An 18,269-nucleotide genomic window follows, 5' to 3' on the forward strand; every position below is an offset into this window, starting at 1 on the left:
CTATGAATATAAAGTTTCGACTAACAGGAGAAAGAGTATGAATAAGTTTCTCACAAACAGACAGATCTCTGTTATATTATTCAGCGTAATTGTTGGATATACTGTTACAAGTTTACCTAAAAATATAGCAGAAAAAGCTGGAACAGCTAGCTGGCTGGTATTATTAATTGGAACTATTATATTCATTTTTATTACATACATAATTATATTTCTTCAGAATGTATATGAAGGAAAAACCATTTATGAATATGGTCAACAATTAGTTGGCAAATTCATAGCATTTATATTTTTAATTTTATACCTAGTGTATTTTTTTACATACTTTACTATGTTTATAAGGGGAGCTAGTGAATCTATCAAAACAAATATTCTGGCTAAAACACCCTTAATATACATATCTATTATTTTTTCAATAGTGATAGGCTATTCCTTAATAAAAGGAATTAATGTTATTGCAAGGGCATGTGAAATATATGTTACCATTATTATTCTAGGCTATATACTTATTTTTTTTCTTTTGGCAACACAGGGCCAATTGGTAAATATAAAGCCTTTATTTGTTGCTAGTGATATTGTGAAATATTTTGAAGCAATTCCAAGAACAAGTTTACCCTTTTTAGGAATGGAAATCCTTCTCTTTATACCAATAAGTCGAAGCGAAAATAAGAATATATATAGATACACATTACTTATGATTGGATTTATAGGCATTCTATATATCTATATAGTTGAGTCTGTTATATCTGTAGTTGGAGTAGAACTTGTTGTTATGTTAAATTCACCTGTTGTTTCTGTATTAAGAGGTATTGATATACCTAGTCTTGAATTTATTAGAAGAGTTGATGGTATTTATTTTATCTTTCGAATGATGAATTTATCATGTGGTATTTCTATATGGGGTTATGGAATAGCTTTCATATTAAATAAGATATTTAGAAGTGTTAATTACAGTTTCATGGTAATTATAATAATTTTTATATCTATTATAGTATCTCAAATACCAAATACAACGTTTATGCAGGAGTTGATAATTAAATATAATTCTTATTTAGGAATAGTCTTAGTATTTGTAATACCAGTAATTTTATTTATTATTACGAAGGTGAAAAAGTATGATAAAAAAATATAATAAATTAGCATGTATTTTATTATTATCAATATTTTTAACTGGATGTTGGGACTATGAAGATATTGATAAGAGGACTATAACTATTAGTGCAGGAGTGGATATATTAAATGATGAAATAGAGATTACTGGTGAAAATGTAAAGCTAGGATCAGCTACTTCAAGAGAAGGTAATATGAGTAATAATTTAGCAGAAACGTATAAGTATAAAGCAGTAGGCAAAACCTTTGAAGATACTAGAAAAAATAGAGATATTCAGATTCCTGCAATTAGTTTTGATAAAACAGCAATAGCTTTCGTAGTTAGCAAGAGGTATGCGGAACAAAGGGGGATAGAATCTTATATTAATAAGATATATTTTGGACCTGGTCTTAGAAGTTCAATTCATGTGTCTGTATCTAAAGAGCCAATGGATGAACTGTTTAATAAGAAATTAGACAATGCAGAATCCATAGGGTATGGAATAGAACAAACTTTAAGATATTTAGAGAAAGAAGGGACTACTGTACTTAAATCAGTTCAGCAGTTGCAATCAGATATTAATTTTGGAAGTTTAGGATATTTACTTCCTTATATTACAGTTGAAGATAATACCGTTAAGCTTTTAGGATCTGCAGTAATGGTGGATTCTAAATTAGCTTACATAATTAAGCAGGATGAGATTGGTGGATTTCTATTGATGTTATCTAAAAGAGCTGGTGACACAAGAGCTATTCCAAGTCCAAGTGATGATAAAAATTTACTTTCTATTAAGTCAGATTTAAGTAAAAGAAGTATAAGAACCAGTTATGAAGATAATAAAATTAATATTTATATAGATTTAAAGTTAAAATCAGAAGTGCAATTTCAATATCATATGGAACCCTTTACTAATGAAGACAAGAAAAAGGTAGAGGCAGTAATTGGAAGCTTAATAAAAGAAAATGTTTTATCTGCTGTAAGCCGATCACAAAACGAATTTAAATCTGATGTTTTTGGCTTTGCAAGATACTTTAAAGCAGAAAATCCTAGGATTTACAAAACTATAAACTGGAAGGAAGATTATACAAAGGCTGTTTTCCATGTAAGTGTGAATACTACTATTATAGATACAGGGGTATTAAATTCCGATGTGGAATAACCTAGGTAAAGTGAGGTATGATTTAGTGGAAAAAGATATAATTGAAGAACTTAAGAATAATATAACAGGAATGTTATCCAGAAAGTTAAATATTAAAGAAAAGGAAATTTACATATTATATATTCCGGAAATTACAAATAGAGATAGCTTATCGGAAAATATCATAAAACCATTATTGCAATATAGTGATATAAAATCACCTACAGCAGAGTTAATTATGAGTTCTATTATTTATATAGATGATGTTCTTTTAGAAGAAGATATAAATAAGATGACAGATTATATTCTGAAAGGAAATTCAGTAATTCTTGTAAGTGGTAGTAAACAATATATTGTAGCTAATACGGTGAATTATGAGAAAAGAAGTATTGCGCCACCTGAGGTGCAAATGGCAATTAGATCACCACGAGAGGCTTTTAATGAGAATATAAATTCAAATTTATCTCTAATACGTCATAGAATAAAAGATTCATCACTAAAGACAGATTTTTGTACTGTGGGTATACGAACAAAAACATCTGTGGCTGTAGTATATCTTCAGGATGTTGCAAATCCCAAATATGTTACACAAATAAAAAAAAGGCTAGAGGAAATAAAGGTTGATGGTATTTTAGAATCGGGGTATATACAAAAATTTCTATCAAATAAAACTACAAAGGTATTTTCACAAATAGGTACAATTGAAAGATCAGATTCAGCCTGTGCTGCTATATTAGAGGGCCGGGTTTGCATTTTGGTGGATGGAAGTAATCTAGCCTTAATAGTACCAAAGGGTGCTATTGGATTTTTTGATGCTGGAGATGATCATTATGCCAATACCTATATAGGAATATTCCTTAAATTTTTAAGGATTACATGTTTATGTATAACTCTGACATTATCCTCATTTTATGTTATACTGGTTGCTTTTAATCCAGAATTTTTGCCAGAAAAGTATATTTTAGTCCTTACTTCTTCAAGAGTACAGGTTCCTATAAATGCTTTTTTAGAGGCTATCTTAACGGAACTATTATTGGAACTACTAAGAGAAGCAAACCTTAGAACTCCAAAGCAGATAAGTACTTCAATTAGTATAGTGGGAGCTATAATTATTGGCCAGGCATTAGTTGCTGCTGGAGTTGTTAGCCCTCTTATAATTATAATTTCAGCTTTGTCTTCTATAACATCTTATGCTGTTGTAGATTATACTTTCAGTTCCCCTATAAGGCTATTAAAATTCCTTATGCTTTTTCTTACAGCTACTTTTGGATTGTTTGGGTTTGTTATGGGCTTAAATATTGCAGTGATCAAAATGGCATCAACTACAAGCTTCGGATTCCCTTTCACTGCTGGAATAGCTCCTTTTAATTTTCATGATATAAAAAATTATATCTGGAGTAATGTAGCTTTAAATAAAGAAAGACCTAAACTTTTAGAGCCAATTGATAAAAAAAGGGCTGAATAAAAATGTAAAGTGGTGATTTTTTTGAACATAATTATATGTGAAGATAATAAAGAATATATTGAAAAAATTTCTAAAATAACAAAAACTGTATTTGAAGACAGGAGTTTAGAATGTAATATTAAAGCATTTAACATCTATGAAGAAGCAATAAATTATATTAAATCTTTAAATTCATATGAAGATTGTCTTTATATTTTAGATATAGATTTGAAACAGGAGAAAAATGGTTTATCTCTAGGAAGAGAAATAAGAAATATTGATGAATATAAAGGAGAAATGATATATGTTACTTCTTATGTTCATCAAATGCAAAGTGTATTTAAATATAAGCTAAAGATATTAGATTTTATAGACAAAGGTTATGACATTGAAAACTCCATTAAAGAAGCACTTAATGTATATATTAAAATTTATAAAGATAAGATTGAAAATGAATCTTTAATATTTAAAGTTGGTGGGAATGTATTTATAATAAAGCCTTCAGATATTATTTGCATAGAAACTGATAAGAGTAAAAAGAAAATTATTATATATACAATAAAAAATGAAATAAGCGTAAATTTAACTTTAAAAGAAGTTCAAAAAGATCTTTCAAATCAATTTGTACAAATCCATAGAAGCATAATTGTCAACAAAGAACATATTAAAATGATTGAAGATATTAATGGAGATTTATATGTGGTTCTTACTGGTGGTATGAAGGAGATTGTTTCTAAGAGGAGAGAAAAGGAGATAAGAGCATGCGTTATACAATAGCAACAACGTTAGCGCAAATTTATCTTATTTATGCTTTTTCTGATAAAAAGATAGATATTAAACTTAAGGGTATTTTTGCTATAATCATAGTAATGATTATTAAACCTAGGGGAATGCAGTATTTGACAGACAACCTTTTGTCCTTTATATTTGTATGGTTTTGCAATTATATTATAACTTATTTCTGTATTGGGAAGAATTTTAGAAGAAATCTGGAGCTTTCCTTTTTTGTAGAGCTGATTACTCTAATGGCTTATTACATGAGTTCAGGTATAGTACTTATTCTAGGGTATAACATAACTATATCAGATATATTTAATTTTAACATTTTGTTGAATCCTATTAATTACAGTTTTATATTAATTTATTTAGCGATCCTATTAGCTTTTGGATTATTCAGGAGATATATTCCTTTGACTTTTCCAGAGGATAATGTTAAGCAAAGAAATTTTAATGGTATATATATAATTATTTTTATTAATATTTTAATAAAAATAATTAATGATTTAAATATAAACTATGGAATTAAATTAATCTCATTTGTTTCTATAAACTTCTTTATTTTAATGTTTTATATCATAAATAATAAATTAAACATTAAAAATATAAGAGATGAATTAGAATTAAATGAAAAAGAAAAGAAAATTAAGGAATTAACCTTATACATAGATACTATAGAAGAGTTAGTAGAAAAGTATAGAGAATTTAAGCATGATTATAAAAACATAGTTTTAGGCATGGGAATAGATAGGTTAAAAGAGAATGATTTATTAGATAAATTTAGTAGAGAAGTGGTGGGAGATAAAAGTTATGATGCCTTCCTTAATTTAAAAGATATAAGTTATCTGCCTCTAAAATCTATTCTTTCATATTATATAATGTTAAGTATCAAAGAAGATGTAAAAGTAAGTTTAATGACCATAGGAGAAATAAAAGAATGCCATATTTCTGAAGTGGAGTTTTCTAGGGTAATGGGAATAATATTAGAAAATGCGTTAGAGGAAACATTAAGATGTGATGACAAAAAGTTAGAAATTTTTGTGGAGGCAATCGGTAGTGATTTAAATATTACAGTAGCAAATACTTTTAAAAGAGAAGAATTAGACATGGATAAAATTTATAACAAAGGCTATTCTACTAAAGGTGAAAATAGAGGATTAGGTCTATACATACTAAAATCTATAGTTGATAAAAATTTAAATATGACTCTAAATACATTCATAAATGAGGGAATGTTTACACAAGATTTATATATTTTTTTGTTAAAAAGAAGTTAAAAGGAAATTAGTACTTTTAACTTCTTCTTACGTTTAGAATAAAAAACATCATCTTAACGCAATTGTAGATAGAACTCAAGGTAGAAGTATATACGTTGGTAGAAATACTATTTTAACTTTTTATTAATAGTTGTAATATCTAATTGTTCACAGATTCAAAATTAATTGTACATTCTAGTAGTGAACGCATTCTTAAAGTCATGACTATGATTAATCATTAAACTACTTTACGCAATGCCAATGTAATTGTTTTCTGGATTTAATAGGTAACAAATTTAAAAAAATTTAGGAGGAAAACATATGACAAATTATAAAGGTAATGATCGTTTGCTATTTGGAATGATTCTTGGGGTTGCAACCTATTGGTTATTTGCAAGTGCTATAACAGCAGGGGTACCACCACTTACTCATGATTTAGGGATTTCAAGTTCCATTGTTAGTACTGCAGTCAGTATTACTGCTTTAATTTGTGGCGTTAGTATTGTAACGGCAGGAAGTATAGCAGATAAAATAGGAAGAGTTAAGATGACTCAACTTGGATTTATATTAAGTATAATTGGATCGATTCTATGCGCAACAGCACAAGGAGCTACATTTCTTATTTTAGGACGTGTTATCCAAGGTTTATCAGGCGCATTTATAATGCCTGCAACTCTAGCACTTATAAATGCCTATTATACTGGTGAAGCTCGTCCTCGTGCGCTAAGCTTTTGGTCTTTGGCTTCTTGGGGAGGTAGCGGTGTTGCTAACTTCTTTGGAGGTGCAGTAGTATCAGCTTTAAGTTGGCGATGGTTATTTTGGATTACTGTTCCTGTAGCGTTAATTGGTATGTTATTAATAAATGGTACTCCAGAAAGTAAAGTTACTACTGGAGAAAAACGAAGCATTGATTATTTTGGAATTATTACTTTAGTTTTATCATTGCTTTCGTTAAATTTAGTGGTTACTAGAGGAAGACAACTCGGATGGACAAGTCCAATTATTATTTCATTAATAGCTGCTTTCGTAATTTTATTTGGTATATTCCTATTTATAGAAAGTAGAAATGCAGCACCATTAGTTGATCTATCACTATTCAGCAGCAAAGGCTATAATGCAGCTGTGATTTCAAACTTCTTGCTTAATATGTGTGCTGGTTGTTTATTTATCTTAATGCCTTATGTTCAAACCACACGTGGATTAAGTTCATTCCAAAGTGGACTGTTGACAATTAGCTATTTAGTTGCCATAGTTTCAACAATTCGTGTAGGAGAAAAAGTTATGCTTAAGATAGGAGCACGTTTGCCAATGGCTATAGGTACATTAATGGCTGCTGTAGGAATCTTCTTGATGACGCTAACCTTTTTACCAAATGTTGCTTACTTTACAGCTGTTGTAATTGGTCTTGCTATTATGGGAACTGGATTTGGATTTTATGCTACTCCATCTACAAATACTGCAGTTGGAAATGCACCAGCAGAAAAAGCAGGATCTGCATCAGGTATTTATAAAATGGCAAGTTCTTTAGGCGGTAGCTTTGGGGTAGCCATATCGGGGGCAGTATCATCAGCTATTATTATGAGTGACAAAACAGCTCAAAATTTATCAGCTGGTTGGGGGTTAGGAGTTAGTGTAATTGCAGGAACCATATCACTAATTGCTGTATTAACACTTGTACCTAAAAATAAGAAAGATGAAGAGCCTAAAAGAAGAGTTGCTTAATCTTTGTTATTTAGAGAAAACAAAAAAGGAAAATTCTATATACGATTTTTACATAAAGACATAATTAGACTTGAGATAATAACTTAAGAATAAAGATTAGCTTCAGGGGAAGGTTAAATGTATAGATGACATTCAACCAGAATCTGAAGCTAATAAATCATTATTTTAAACTTTTAGTATTGCTTTGATTTTTAAAACTACAAAGTAGATATGTATATTTATAAAAATAAAAAAGAAAGGAAGTTTTTACATTGTCAAACATATTAGATAAGGTTAAATCAATTGAAGAGTATATTATTAACTTTAGAAGAGATTTACACGAAAATCCTGAACTTAGTGGTCAGGAATTTAAAACTCAAGAAAAGATTATGAAGGAATTAGATAAGCTAGAAATACCATATAAGAAAGCAGGAAATACTTCCTTGATTGCAACCTTAAAAGGTGGCAAAAGTGGTAAAACTATAGCTTTAAGAGGTGATATAGATGCTCTTCCTATAAAAGAAGAAGCAGATGTTGAATTTAAATCTAAAAATCCTGAAGTAATGCATGCTTGTGGTCACGATGCTCACACTTCAATGCTTCTTGGTGCTGCAAAAATTTTATCTAAAATGAAGGATGACATATCTGGTGAGGTTAGATTTTTCTTTCAAGAAGGTGAGGAAACATTTTCAGGTGCAAAAAAAATCATAGAAGCAGGTGGAATGGATGGAGTAGATGCTTGCTTTGCGATGCATGGAATGCCAGAATTAGAGACAGGATATGTAAATATTGAACCAGGGTATAGAATGGCTGGTTGTGATACTATTTATGTTAAGTTTGAAGGAGTATCAGGACATGGATCAGTTCCACATCTAGCAAAAGATACTATCCATCCTGCATGTATTTTTGTTACAGACCTTCAAGGGATAGTTACTAAAAATATTAATGCTCAAGATCCAATAGTGATATCTGTAGGAAAGTTCAGTGGAGGTACAAAGGCAAATATAGTTGCCAAATATACAGAAGTTGATATTTCCATGAGATACTTTAGTCCACAAGTTAGAAAAATAGCCCATGATGCAATAAAGAGACATGCAAAAGCTATTGCAGATGCTTATGAGATTAAAGTAGATGTAAGAATAGATGAAAGTGCACTTAGCCTCTACAATGATGATGAACTAGCAGTACTGGCTGATAAATCTGCTACAAAGATCTTTGGAGAAGGTAAAAATATAAGTTTACCTAAATATATGGGATCAGAGGATATGCCCTACTATTTCCAATATGCTAAAGGAGTTTATGCATTTATGGGATATAAAAACGAAGAAAAGGAAGCAATATACTTTCCACATCATGAGAAATTCAAAATAGATGAAGATTACATGAAATATGGTACGGCTTTGCATGTACAATTTGCTCTTGATTTTTTAAATAAATAGTATGAGGAATATAAGTATCAACTAGTCAGAAAAGTTTAATGATAAATTTAATAATATAATTATAGTATTTATAGTTATGGGGGGATTTTAAAGGTTATGCTTCGCCTCCACCATATAAAAACTCTAGACAGAGATGTCTAGGGTTTTTTCATTTTGTTTCGATATTAGGGTTAGTTTTTTAAATAGTGGGTTAGCTGAAGTTGCATCAATTATCCGTCGTACAAAATTAATTGAACCTAATGTTATTTTATATAATGCAGATAACATTATAAGTTTTTTCTTCATTTGTCAGCATAATTACCTTCGAAAGTTGTGTGTATTAAAATTAGTATACTAACAGTATTATTTACACTTAAGGAAATATTAAATAGATAATACGTTTAAATTGAATAATTTTAAATTACACATGTGATTGAAATCACATAAAGTTTCTGCGTTTATTTATAATATATATAGTATAAATTATCTATATCGGAGGTAGAGGCAATGTCAAGATTTAATGCACAAGTAGATGCACGTATATATCCACCAAGGGAAAAGCATGCTGTAATATTTGATACTTTTAATAAACTAATGAGTGGAGAAGAAATGGAGTTATTAAATGACCATGATCCAAGACCACTACATTACCAGTTTTTAGCGGAGTATGATGGACAATTTGAATGGGAATATCTTGAGCAAGGACCAGAGGAATGGCGTGTAGCTATTAAAAAGAAATAGCATCAAGATAATTTTTACTTAAAAAGATAAATAAAAGTGTGTAAAGCATTGATAAATAAAGGATTTCTGAGATTGGAAGTAACGATGCCATTTTGAGGTGGGGGATTTTCAAATCAGGAATTCTTTTTGTGTTGCAAGTAAACATGGCAACTATAAAGATGGGGGGTGTAGATCGATTAGATAATAAATAGAGTGTAGGGATAAAATAGATATTAAAAGGAATTTTATGTTTGATAGCAATTCAAAGGTTGAGCTTTGATTCCATAATGAAACCCACAAAAATCTAAAAAAAGTGGATTTTTGTGGGCTATTTATATGTGTTATAAGTTCTAATAAAGTTGTAGGTTGAGAATATATAATATGTATTCTAAGTAAATCTCGAATTAAGAGGTTTTTCCTACTAATTTATAAGTTCGCTCAAAATAAGTATTAAGTTTTGTTGAGTTCATAATAGAAGCTAAAACTATTGATATTATACATAGACATCCGACAATTATAAAGGTAGGTATAAAGCCTCCGGCTAATGTTGCAATGAATGAACCAGAAAGAGCTCCTAAACCAAAGCCTTGATATATAACTCCATAATTTTTAGTTTGATTTTTAGAACCGAAGAAATCACCTATGATGGTAGGGAAGACTGTAATATTTCCGCCGAAGCAAAATGCAATTGAAGCAACACATGCAAAGAAAATTATAAAATTTAAATGTACAAAGCTTAAAACAAATACTGAAGCAGTTATAATCGAAAGGGTGAAAATTATTACGTTTAATCTGCCAAGTTTATCTGATAAAGCTCCTAATATAATTCTTCCAGCTGTATTAAAGATTGCAACCATAGCTACTGCGTTTGCTGCAGCAGCAGGTGTAAGACCAGCTAATTGAACACCTATATCTTTAACAATTCCTATTAAATAAAGACCACTCATGCAGGATGTGAAGAATATCAAAAATAAAAAGTACGAATCTTTAGTTTTAAGCATTTCTTTTACTGAAAAATCTTGTTTAATTGAATTACTATTAGCATTATTAGTAGTAGAACTTAGTATTGGAGCATCTTTTAATAGCTGTGCACCAGTAACAACTAATATCATAGATATAATTCCCCAGTATAAAAATGCTTCTGAAACACCATTACTATTGATTAAACTTCCATTAATATATTTAAAAATTAGACTTCCACTTCCATAGGCTCCAACCGATATACCTGAGATAAGCCCCTTTTTTTCTGGAAACCACTTAATACAATTTGTTAGTGATGTAAGATATGCGATACCATCTGCGGCACCAACCATTATTCCAGCTGTAATATATAGCATTGTTAATGAAGTTGCTTTAGATGTTAATATTAGGCCAATACCTAAGATTAAACCTGCAATTGACACAAGTTTTCTAATTCCTAGTTTTTCCTGAAGTTTACCTCCAGCTAATGTAGAGAATGCTAAAGCAAAACTAGTTATAGAGAAAGTAATAGTTACATTACTTAAGTGCCATCCAAATTTGTCTACTAGAGGCTGATTAAATAAGCTCCAAGTATAAATTGTTCCAAGTCCTAATTGAGCAATTACTGTACCTAAAACTATTAACCAACGGTTTTTAAGTTTTTCTTCCATAGCGTTCATCACTCCTTAATTAATATATTGAAAAGCCGATTTAATAAGGTATTTGCAAAACTATTAAAGCTTAAGCTTTTAGGTTAGTTCTTTTATTACCATAATTATAAATCAGTGTAATATAAAATTAGTCTTTGTTGAACGAAATGCACAAAAAACTACACGGAATACATTTATATATTCATAAGCTGTTTGAACTCTTTTATGTTACTTCTACTTACAGGGATTTGATAATCTATATCTTGGAGTTTTAGATTATAAGTGTTATTAAACCAGGGGATTATTTCTCTTATTTTATTTATATTAACAATATAAGATCTATGACATCTGAAGAAAATATCTTTTGGAAGGCTGTCATAGAATTCAGCTATACCTAGGTTTACTGAATATGCATCCTTCTTTGTAAAAACATGGGTTATTCGTTCCTCAGCAATGCAATAATATATATCATTAGTATCTACCACTAGTATTTTTTCATTTTTCCATAAGTTTATCTTATTTTGTATATTAGTTTTGTGTGAGTTATTTTCTTTATGATTATTAAGATTCTCCAATTTTTTTAACATAGATACAATTCTGGATTCTGAATAAGGCTTTAGGATATAATCAAAAGCTTCTATTTCAAAAGCTTCAGCAGCATGTTCTCTGTAAGCTGTTATAAAAACTATGTATGGTTTTTTAGAAAACTTGCTTATACTTTTTGCAAGTAGTACACCATCTAATGATCGTATATTTATATCCATGAATATAATATCAACTTCATTATTTTGAATAAATTTAAGTACTTCTATTCCATCTTCAAATTCATCTATTATTTCTATTTCGCTATAGTTTGTAATAAAATACTTAAGTTCTTCTCTTGCTAAAAACTCATCTTCAACTATTATAGCTTTCATTTGGATACCTCACCTGCGCTCTATTTATGTAAAATTCTATTTTTGTTCCTTTTTCTAATCTTTTTATAATAAGTCCCTCTCCATAAATAAGTTTAATTCTCGAATGTACATTGTAAAGTCCTATTTTGTTTTTAGGAACAGCATCATTATAGATATTTTCAATTGTCTCTTCACTTATTCCTATACCATTATCTATTATAGAAATCTTAACTTTTTCAATTTTATCTTCTACAATAATTTGTACTGTGCCTGCTTCCTTATCTTTTAAAATACCATGAATTATGGCGTTTTCTACTAGAGGTTGTATTGTAAGACTTGGTATTTTTATATCTACATCATCGATATGATAAATTATATTTAATTTATTTCCAAATCGAGCCTTTTCAATTTCTACATAATCTTTAACTTGTTTCAATTCTTTTTTTATATCTATAAATTCACTGTTTAACTCTAAATTATATCTTAAGTAGCTGGCTAGATTTATTATAAGTTCTCTTGCTTTATTTGAGTCTATCCTAATAAAAGAAGTTATAGCATTTAGAGCATTAAATAAAAAATGTGGATTTATCTGCCTTTGAAGAGCTTTAAGTTCTGCCTTATTAGCCATTGTTTTCATTTGTTCAACCTTTGATACTTCCATTAGAGTCGATATAATTTGAGAAAGGCCAACAGCAAGAGCTTGTAGAGAATAGGTTATCCTATGAGAGGTTTTATAATATATTTTTAAAGCTCCAATAACTTCGTTCTTTACTTTAAGAGGTATTATAATTGCAGATTTTAACATTAAGCTTTTATCTTGTAGACCATTATTTCTTATAATTATTTTATCGCTATTTATAGCTTCTTTAGTTTCTTCAGGTATTATTTCGTGCCCAATGTTGTAGTATTCTTTCCCAACTCCAATATAAGCTAATATATTATTTGTATCAGTTATTGATACAGCATCAGCCTTAATATCATCTCTTATAATAGTACATATCTTATTTAAGGAATCACTATTTATATTTCTAAAATAAGGGAGAGTTTTATTAGCTATATCTAGTGACAGTTTTGCTTGTTTAGCAGCTATTCTTTCCTTATCATCCTCTATACTCTGAATTAATTGAACAATAAAGCCTACACTTATTTGTCCTAATATCATTGGTAACGCAATTTTAGATACTATATCAAGTCCTAAAGAAAGAGGCCTGCTTAATAAAAGTATAAGAAGCATTGTAATGGTCTCAGAAAAGGCCCCTGCTATTATTCCAGCTATCCATCTGTAGTTCCGTTGAATTCTTTTATTAATATATCCAGATATTATTCCGGCGGTTATACTGCTTATAAGACATGGAATTGAAGTTATACCTCCTATATCTATTAAATATCTATGGACACCAGATATTACGCCAGATACAATTCCAACCACTGGACCAAATATTATACCTCCAGACACTACAGTTATTATTCGAACATTTACCAGCGAGCCTTCAACATTAAGTCCTGTATAATTGGCCAGTATGGCAAGTAGAGAAAATACTATACATAAAATTACATAGTCCTTTTTGCTATAATTGCCACTATGAAATATTTCTCTAAAACCTCTAAGTCTTGTTATAACAAATAAACACATAAGTAGTAGTGCTATTCTATCCACAAATTGAACTAATATGTTATATACATAATTCAACTACAATTCATCTCCATTCTTTAATTAGCTTAAAACAGTAATATCATTTTAAACTTATTTTAATATATTTCAATATGAAGTGGTACATCCATATTTTGATTTGAATTTTATTATATTAGTATTGGTTGTATATAAAAAATAAATAATGATATCAATAACAATATATCTGTAAGTAAAAAAACAGATGTATATTGTGATGAAAATGTTTATAGAATAGGGAAGTATAGTTTTTAATAAAAATATTAACAAATACATCTGATGTGTTACGATGAGTACATAATCTGAATGCAAACATTTTATTCTTGGTTTTCAACTGCATATTTTCTAACTTGTTTACTAGTTACAAAAATGGAGAAAGCAGCTAAAGAACAAGGTATAGAAGCAACTATTTGGAAAGTATCAACTGATGCAGCTGATTCAAATATGGCAAAAGCAGATGTAGTATTAATAGGACCACAAATTCGTTTTCAGCTTAAAGAAATGAAGAAAAAAGGAGAGAAATATAATATTCAAGTAGAAGCTATTCCTTCTATGGATTATGGTATGTGTAATGGTCCAAGCGTCTTAAAGTTTGCAATGGATTTAATAAATAATAAATAATAAAATATTTATTTTAAACTAAAACGTAAATTAAATAAACTTATCTTATGATAAGTGGATAAAATAAACAAGTGGAGATATTAATAAATATCACCACTTGTTTATTTAGCTTAAGATAGATTACTCTCCATCTTCTCCACCAGGGCCATCGCGTCTAGGGCGATCTGATTCTGGAAGAGGTTCAACATTTTTATATTTGTTAGAGAATTTGCTTTGCTCATTAACACTAAAAGAACCATTTTGGTGCTTTGAGCCTGAGAAAGTATTCTCTAGGTTTACATTGGCATTGTCGGTTTTATTGGTTTTATTAGCCATTGTATAATCACCACCTTCTAAATTATTTTGTACATATAATGAGTTTTTATGTTATAAGTTTTTTTAAATTATTAACACTATGACAAAAAGCCTTAAAGAAAAATTTAAGAAATAATGAATATAATAAAGAAAGTTCATATTTTAAGCGCAATATATAGTATAATATTTGTTGAAATATTTATGATTAATAATTTTTAATATAATGGATGGGAATATAGAGATATGACTAAGGAATTAGAGAAACACTATAATAAATTTTGTGAAGATAAAAGATTAACGAGAAGGCATGGTCAAGTTGAGTATATTACTTCTATGAAATATATTCATCAGTGTTTGGAAAATAAACCTAATGCAAAAATTTTAGATGTTGGTGCGGGAACTGGTAGATATTCTGTACAACTTGCAAAGGAGGGCTATGATGTTACAGCAGTTGAACTTGTAAAGCACAATCTAGGTGTCTTAAAATCAAAAGGAAGTACAGTAAAAGCATATCAGGGAACGGCATTAGATTTATCAAGATTTTCAGAAAATACTTTTGATATGACTTTGGTGTTTGGACCAATGTATCATTTATATAAATTTGAAGATAAAGTAAAGGCTTTACAAGAGGCAAAAAGAGTAACTAAGGTTGGAGGAGTTATATTAGTAGCTTACTTAATGAATGAGTATAGTGTAATAACATATGGATTTAAGGAAAATAACATTCGAACAAGTATTGAAAATGGGAAGCTTAGCGAAGATTTTCATGTTTTATCAGAGCCAGAAGATCTATATGATTATGTAAGAATAGATGATATCAACAAACTGAATGAGGAAGTTGGACTGCAAAGGCTAAAATTAATTGCAGCTGATGGACCAGCTAATTATATGAGACCTACTCTGAATGCTATGGATGAGGAAACCTTTGAGATTTTTATTAAATATCATCTTACTACCTGTGAAAGGCCTGATTTATTGGGGGCAAGCGCACATACTTTAGATATTTTAATAAAGTAATAGATGAAATAGATGATCTAGATTTCTTTGTAATAGATATTCATAATAAAGAGCAATAAGATTGATAAACTGTAAAGTGTATAATAAAACCGTAATGGATTTCCCATTACGGTTTTGTTAATAAGCTATTTAGCAGTTATTCTTACAATTAGTTTAGCAAGAACATTTTTATCATTGATGTCTGAGGCATCCCACATCTCTTTAAGTAATCTTTCTTCTGGATTTCTAGGGTCAACATTATTAGCTAAAAATGTACCTACTTTTTCAGCAATATTAGTTATTGTGTTATCGGACATACCAATATTTTCTCCTAATTCAACGGCATTGCCTAAAGTGTTTTTCCATTCAGTCCAATCTTCTAAGATTGCCATGTTATCACTCCTAACTTTTTATATGTAGCTTTCCATAATGTTTTAATTATATGTATATGGATGCACAACTTCGTATTAAAATTTATATTTTTGAATTCTCTCACCAAAAGCCGCGAGAGTTTTAAAAATAGATTTCGGATCGAAGGGGGACATTTATAGATAAGCTACTTTTACCTAATAAAACTAAGAGATAATTCTGTTATATAAAAATAGAAATAAGATTATCAAATATATGTTTATTAGAACGTTGGAGGTTAAGATAGGGGACTAAAAAGATTAAAAAAATAACCGTCTGAAGATATTCTACAGACGGTTATTAGAATCTATAAATTATTTACCACTGTCACCATAGTTTGATAATACTCTAGCACTAGGATCGTTAACGGCACAACCTTCCCATTCCTTGTTTGGCATCCAGAAATCTTCAATCATTTCTGCTTGGCCAGGATAGTATTTTTCAAACATTTCTCTGTATAATAAGGATTCCTTTGTGAATGGTTTAGCGTGATATTTATATTTTTCACATAGTTTTTCAAATTCGTTATCAGTATAATATGCTTCTGCATATTCTTTCAAATAGTCTACCATTGAATGTCCTACAGCATCACTAAAAGCTGCTTTTTCACGGTATAAGATGCTGTTTGGAAGATAATCACCTTCGAAGGCATGTCTTAAAAGGTATTTACCCATGTTGTATGTGTTTAATTTCTTTTCAGGATCAATAGCCATAACATATTTTACGAAGTCCAAATCACCAAAAGGTACTCTTGCTTCTAAAGAGTTTGAGGCGATACAACGGTCTGCACGAAGTACGTCATACATAAATAGTTCTCTAATTCTCTTTTGAGATTCTTTTTGGAATTCTGCTGCATTTGGAGCAAAATCAGTGTACTTATATCCAAATAATTCGTCGGAAATTTCACCAGTTAAAAGAACTCTAACATCAGAAATCTCATGTATTTTCTTGCAGATTAGATACATTCCAATACTTGCTCTTATTGTAGTAATATCATAAGTTCCAAGAAGTTTAATAACGTACTCAAAGGATTCAAGAACTTCTTCTTTTGTCATATAAACAACAGTATGATCACTATGAATGTAATCTGCAACTTCTTGAGCATACTTTAAGTCTATTGCATCTTCAGTCATACCTATTGCAAAAGTTCTAATTGGTTTGTCTGGATACATTTTTTGAGCAATTGAACATACTAATGAACTATCTAAACCACCACTTAATAAGAAACCTACAGGAGCATCAGCATCCATACGTTTTTCTATAGCAGCTACTAATTTGTCATGAATGTTACTACAAATAACTTCTAAGTCATCCTTGCAGTATTCACCTTCTACTTCTGCAATATCGCAGTAGCATGTGAATTTACCGTCAGCATAATAATGTCCTGGTGGGAATGGCATAATCTTGTGTGTAAGACCAACTAAGTTTTTTGCTTCACTTGCAAACATTATTTTACCTGACTGCGAATATCCGTAGAATAAAGGTCTGATTCCGATTGGATCTCTTGCTGCAATGAAAGTGTCCTTTTCTCCATCGTAGATAACGCAAGCATATTCTGCATCTAACATTGAAAACATATCTAGTCCATACTCTAAATACATTGGAAGCAATATCTCACAATCACTATCAGAGATAAACTTATGTCCTTTAGCTATTAAATCCTCTTTAAGCTTACGGAAGCCGTATATTTCACCATTGCAGATAGATGCATCTGTTTTTCTTGTGAATGGCTGCATTCCGCTAAAACTTAAATCCATGATTGCAAGTCTCTGAAAACCTAAGATACCAGATGGTAGAGTAAGGATTTCAGTCATATCTGGTCCTCTAAGCTCAGTTCTTTGTAATGCCTCAGCAAATTTTTCGTGTTTCATATCATTTCCTGTATAACACATAATTGTACACATATTAATAGTCCTCCCCAATTAGATATTAAAATCGTCCATGCGATTTTGATTATAATAAAATATAATTATTCTTTATAAATTGTAAATAAAAAAAGCCCTTCATCCTATATAATAGGACGAAAGACTTATACTTCCGCGGTACCACCTAAATTAGCTTAAAAAGCTCTCCTTAATCAGTACGGAATTGAAAAATAAATAAATTCGATACTGTCCACACTGTAACGGTTTGGCTCCGTCCAAGACTACTCTTTAAAAAAATTTCGTTTGGAAGCTCCGGGATGTTCTTCATTATTTGCTTCGTATCAGTCTCTCACCACCACTGATTCGCTT

General features: G+C 29.8%; 16 protein-coding genes and 1 other annotated feature (1 of these 17 cut by a window edge). Of the genes, 10 read left to right on the forward strand and 6 right to left on the reverse strand.

Features of this window, described 5'->3' with window-relative positions:
- Nucleotides 1-37 precede the first annotated feature (37 nt).
- The 8 genes from bsdtw1_RS02285 to bsdtw1_RS02320 all read left to right on the forward strand — a co-directional run bounded on the left by bsdtw1_RS02285 (nt 38) and on the right by bsdtw1_RS02320 (nt 9,562).
- Nucleotides 38-1,129 carry a GerAB/ArcD/ProY family transporter gene (locus bsdtw1_RS02285; protein ID WP_183275984.1) on the forward strand — a complete coding sequence of 364 codons (1,092 nt, stop codon included), beginning with the start codon at nt 38-40 and terminating at the stop codon, nt 1,127-1,129.
- Nucleotides 1,113-2,246 (forward strand): Ger(x)C family spore germination protein, encoded by a 1,134-nt coding sequence (locus tag bsdtw1_RS02290; protein WP_183275985.1) that lies wholly within the window; start codon nt 1,113-1,115, stop codon nt 2,244-2,246. Before bsdtw1_RS02285 ends, bsdtw1_RS02290 begins: the two co-directional genes overlap by 17 nt.
- A 25-nt stretch (nt 2,247-2,271) precedes the next feature.
- On the forward strand, nt 2,272-3,690 hold the full coding sequence (locus bsdtw1_RS02295) for a spore germination protein (protein ID WP_244638094.1): 1,419 nt from the start codon (nt 2,272-2,274) through the stop codon (nt 3,688-3,690).
- Nucleotides 3,691-3,702: 12 nt separating this feature from the next.
- The gene (locus tag bsdtw1_RS02300) at nt 3,703-4,446 is read left to right on the forward strand and encodes a LytR/AlgR family response regulator transcription factor (protein ID WP_244638095.1); all 744 of its coding nucleotides are present in this window, start codon (nt 3,703-3,705) and stop codon (nt 4,444-4,446) included.
- Nucleotides 4,431-5,723: a sensor histidine kinase gene (locus bsdtw1_RS02305; RefSeq protein WP_183275988.1), complete on the forward strand. Its 1,293-nt coding sequence runs from the start codon at nt 4,431-4,433 to the stop codon at nt 5,721-5,723. Before bsdtw1_RS02300 ends, bsdtw1_RS02305 begins: the two co-directional genes overlap by 16 nt.
- A 300-nt stretch (nt 5,724-6,023) precedes the next feature.
- Nucleotides 6,024-7,424 carry an MFS transporter gene (locus bsdtw1_RS02310; RefSeq protein WP_183275989.1) on the forward strand — a complete coding sequence of 467 codons (1,401 nt, stop codon included), beginning with the start codon at nt 6,024-6,026 and terminating at the stop codon, nt 7,422-7,424.
- Between the two features lie 251 nt (nt 7,425-7,675).
- Nucleotides 7,676-8,842, forward strand: coding sequence for an amidohydrolase (locus bsdtw1_RS02315; RefSeq protein ID WP_183275990.1), 1,167 nt, complete (start codon nt 7,676-7,678; stop codon nt 8,840-8,842).
- Between the two features lie 486 nt (nt 8,843-9,328).
- On the forward strand, nt 9,329-9,562 hold the full coding sequence (locus bsdtw1_RS02320) for a DUF2249 domain-containing protein (protein WP_183275991.1): 234 nt from the start codon (nt 9,329-9,331) through the stop codon (nt 9,560-9,562).
- A 383-nt stretch (nt 9,563-9,945) separates the two neighbouring features.
- On the opposite strand, the gene bsdtw1_RS02325 is transcribed toward bsdtw1_RS02320, so the two are convergent.
- From bsdtw1_RS02325 to bsdtw1_RS02335, 3 genes are all read right to left on the reverse strand, one after another.
- A complete protein-coding gene (locus tag bsdtw1_RS02325; protein WP_183275992.1) occupies nt 9,946-11,172 on the reverse strand; it encodes an L-lactate MFS transporter in 1,227 nt (408 codons plus the stop codon).
- 173 nt (nt 11,173-11,345) lie between these two features.
- On the reverse strand, nt 11,346-12,068 hold the full coding sequence (locus bsdtw1_RS02330) for a LytR/AlgR family response regulator transcription factor (protein ID WP_183275993.1): 723 nt from the start codon (nt 12,066-12,068) through the stop codon (nt 11,346-11,348).
- Nucleotides 12,049-13,737 carry a sensor histidine kinase gene (locus bsdtw1_RS02335; protein WP_183275994.1) on the reverse strand — a complete coding sequence of 563 codons (1,689 nt, stop codon included), beginning with the start codon at nt 13,735-13,737 and terminating at the stop codon, nt 12,049-12,051. The genes bsdtw1_RS02330 and bsdtw1_RS02335 overlap by 20 nt, the downstream gene beginning before the upstream one ends.
- 285 nt (nt 13,738-14,022) lie before the next feature.
- Between bsdtw1_RS02335 and bsdtw1_RS02340 the strand changes: the two genes are divergently transcribed.
- Nucleotides 14,023-14,337: a PTS sugar transporter subunit IIB gene (locus bsdtw1_RS02340; protein WP_183275995.1), complete on the forward strand. Its 315-nt coding sequence runs from the start codon at nt 14,023-14,025 to the stop codon at nt 14,335-14,337.
- Between the two features lie 120 nt (nt 14,338-14,457).
- On the opposite strand, the gene bsdtw1_RS02345 is transcribed toward bsdtw1_RS02340, so the two are convergent.
- Entirely contained in the window at nt 14,458-14,652 is a 195-nt protein-coding gene (locus bsdtw1_RS02345; RefSeq protein ID WP_183275996.1) for a hypothetical protein, read from the reverse strand.
- Between the two features lie 222 nt (nt 14,653-14,874).
- On the opposite strand from bsdtw1_RS02345, the gene bsdtw1_RS02350 reads away from it, so the two are divergent.
- Complete coding sequence (locus tag bsdtw1_RS02350; RefSeq protein WP_183275997.1) at nt 14,875-15,648, forward strand: class I SAM-dependent methyltransferase; 774 nt, start codon at nt 14,875-14,877, stop codon at nt 15,646-15,648.
- A gap of 125 nt (nt 15,649-15,773) precedes the next feature.
- Here bsdtw1_RS02350 and bsdtw1_RS02355 read toward each other — a convergent pair whose 3' ends face one another.
- Together bsdtw1_RS02355 and asnB are read right to left on the reverse strand one after the other, a co-directional pair.
- Nucleotides 15,774-16,019, reverse strand: a complete 246-nt coding sequence (locus bsdtw1_RS02355; protein WP_183275998.1) for a DUF3243 domain-containing protein — start codon at nt 16,017-16,019, stop codon at nt 15,774-15,776.
- A 330-nt stretch (nt 16,020-16,349) separates the two neighbouring features.
- Entirely contained in the window at nt 16,350-17,939 is a 1,590-nt protein-coding gene (gene asnB / locus bsdtw1_RS02360; protein ID WP_183275999.1) for an asparagine synthase B, read from the reverse strand.
- A 109-nt stretch (nt 17,940-18,048) separates the two neighbouring features.
- Nucleotides 18,049-18,269 (reverse strand) — a binding site (T-box leader) (it continues 42 nt past the right edge of the window).

The organism is Clostridium fungisolvens, assembly GCF_014193895.1.
In the GTDB taxonomy this organism is placed as follows: Bacteria; Bacillota; Clostridia; order Clostridiales; family Clostridiaceae; genus Clostridium_AR; species Clostridium_AR fungisolvens.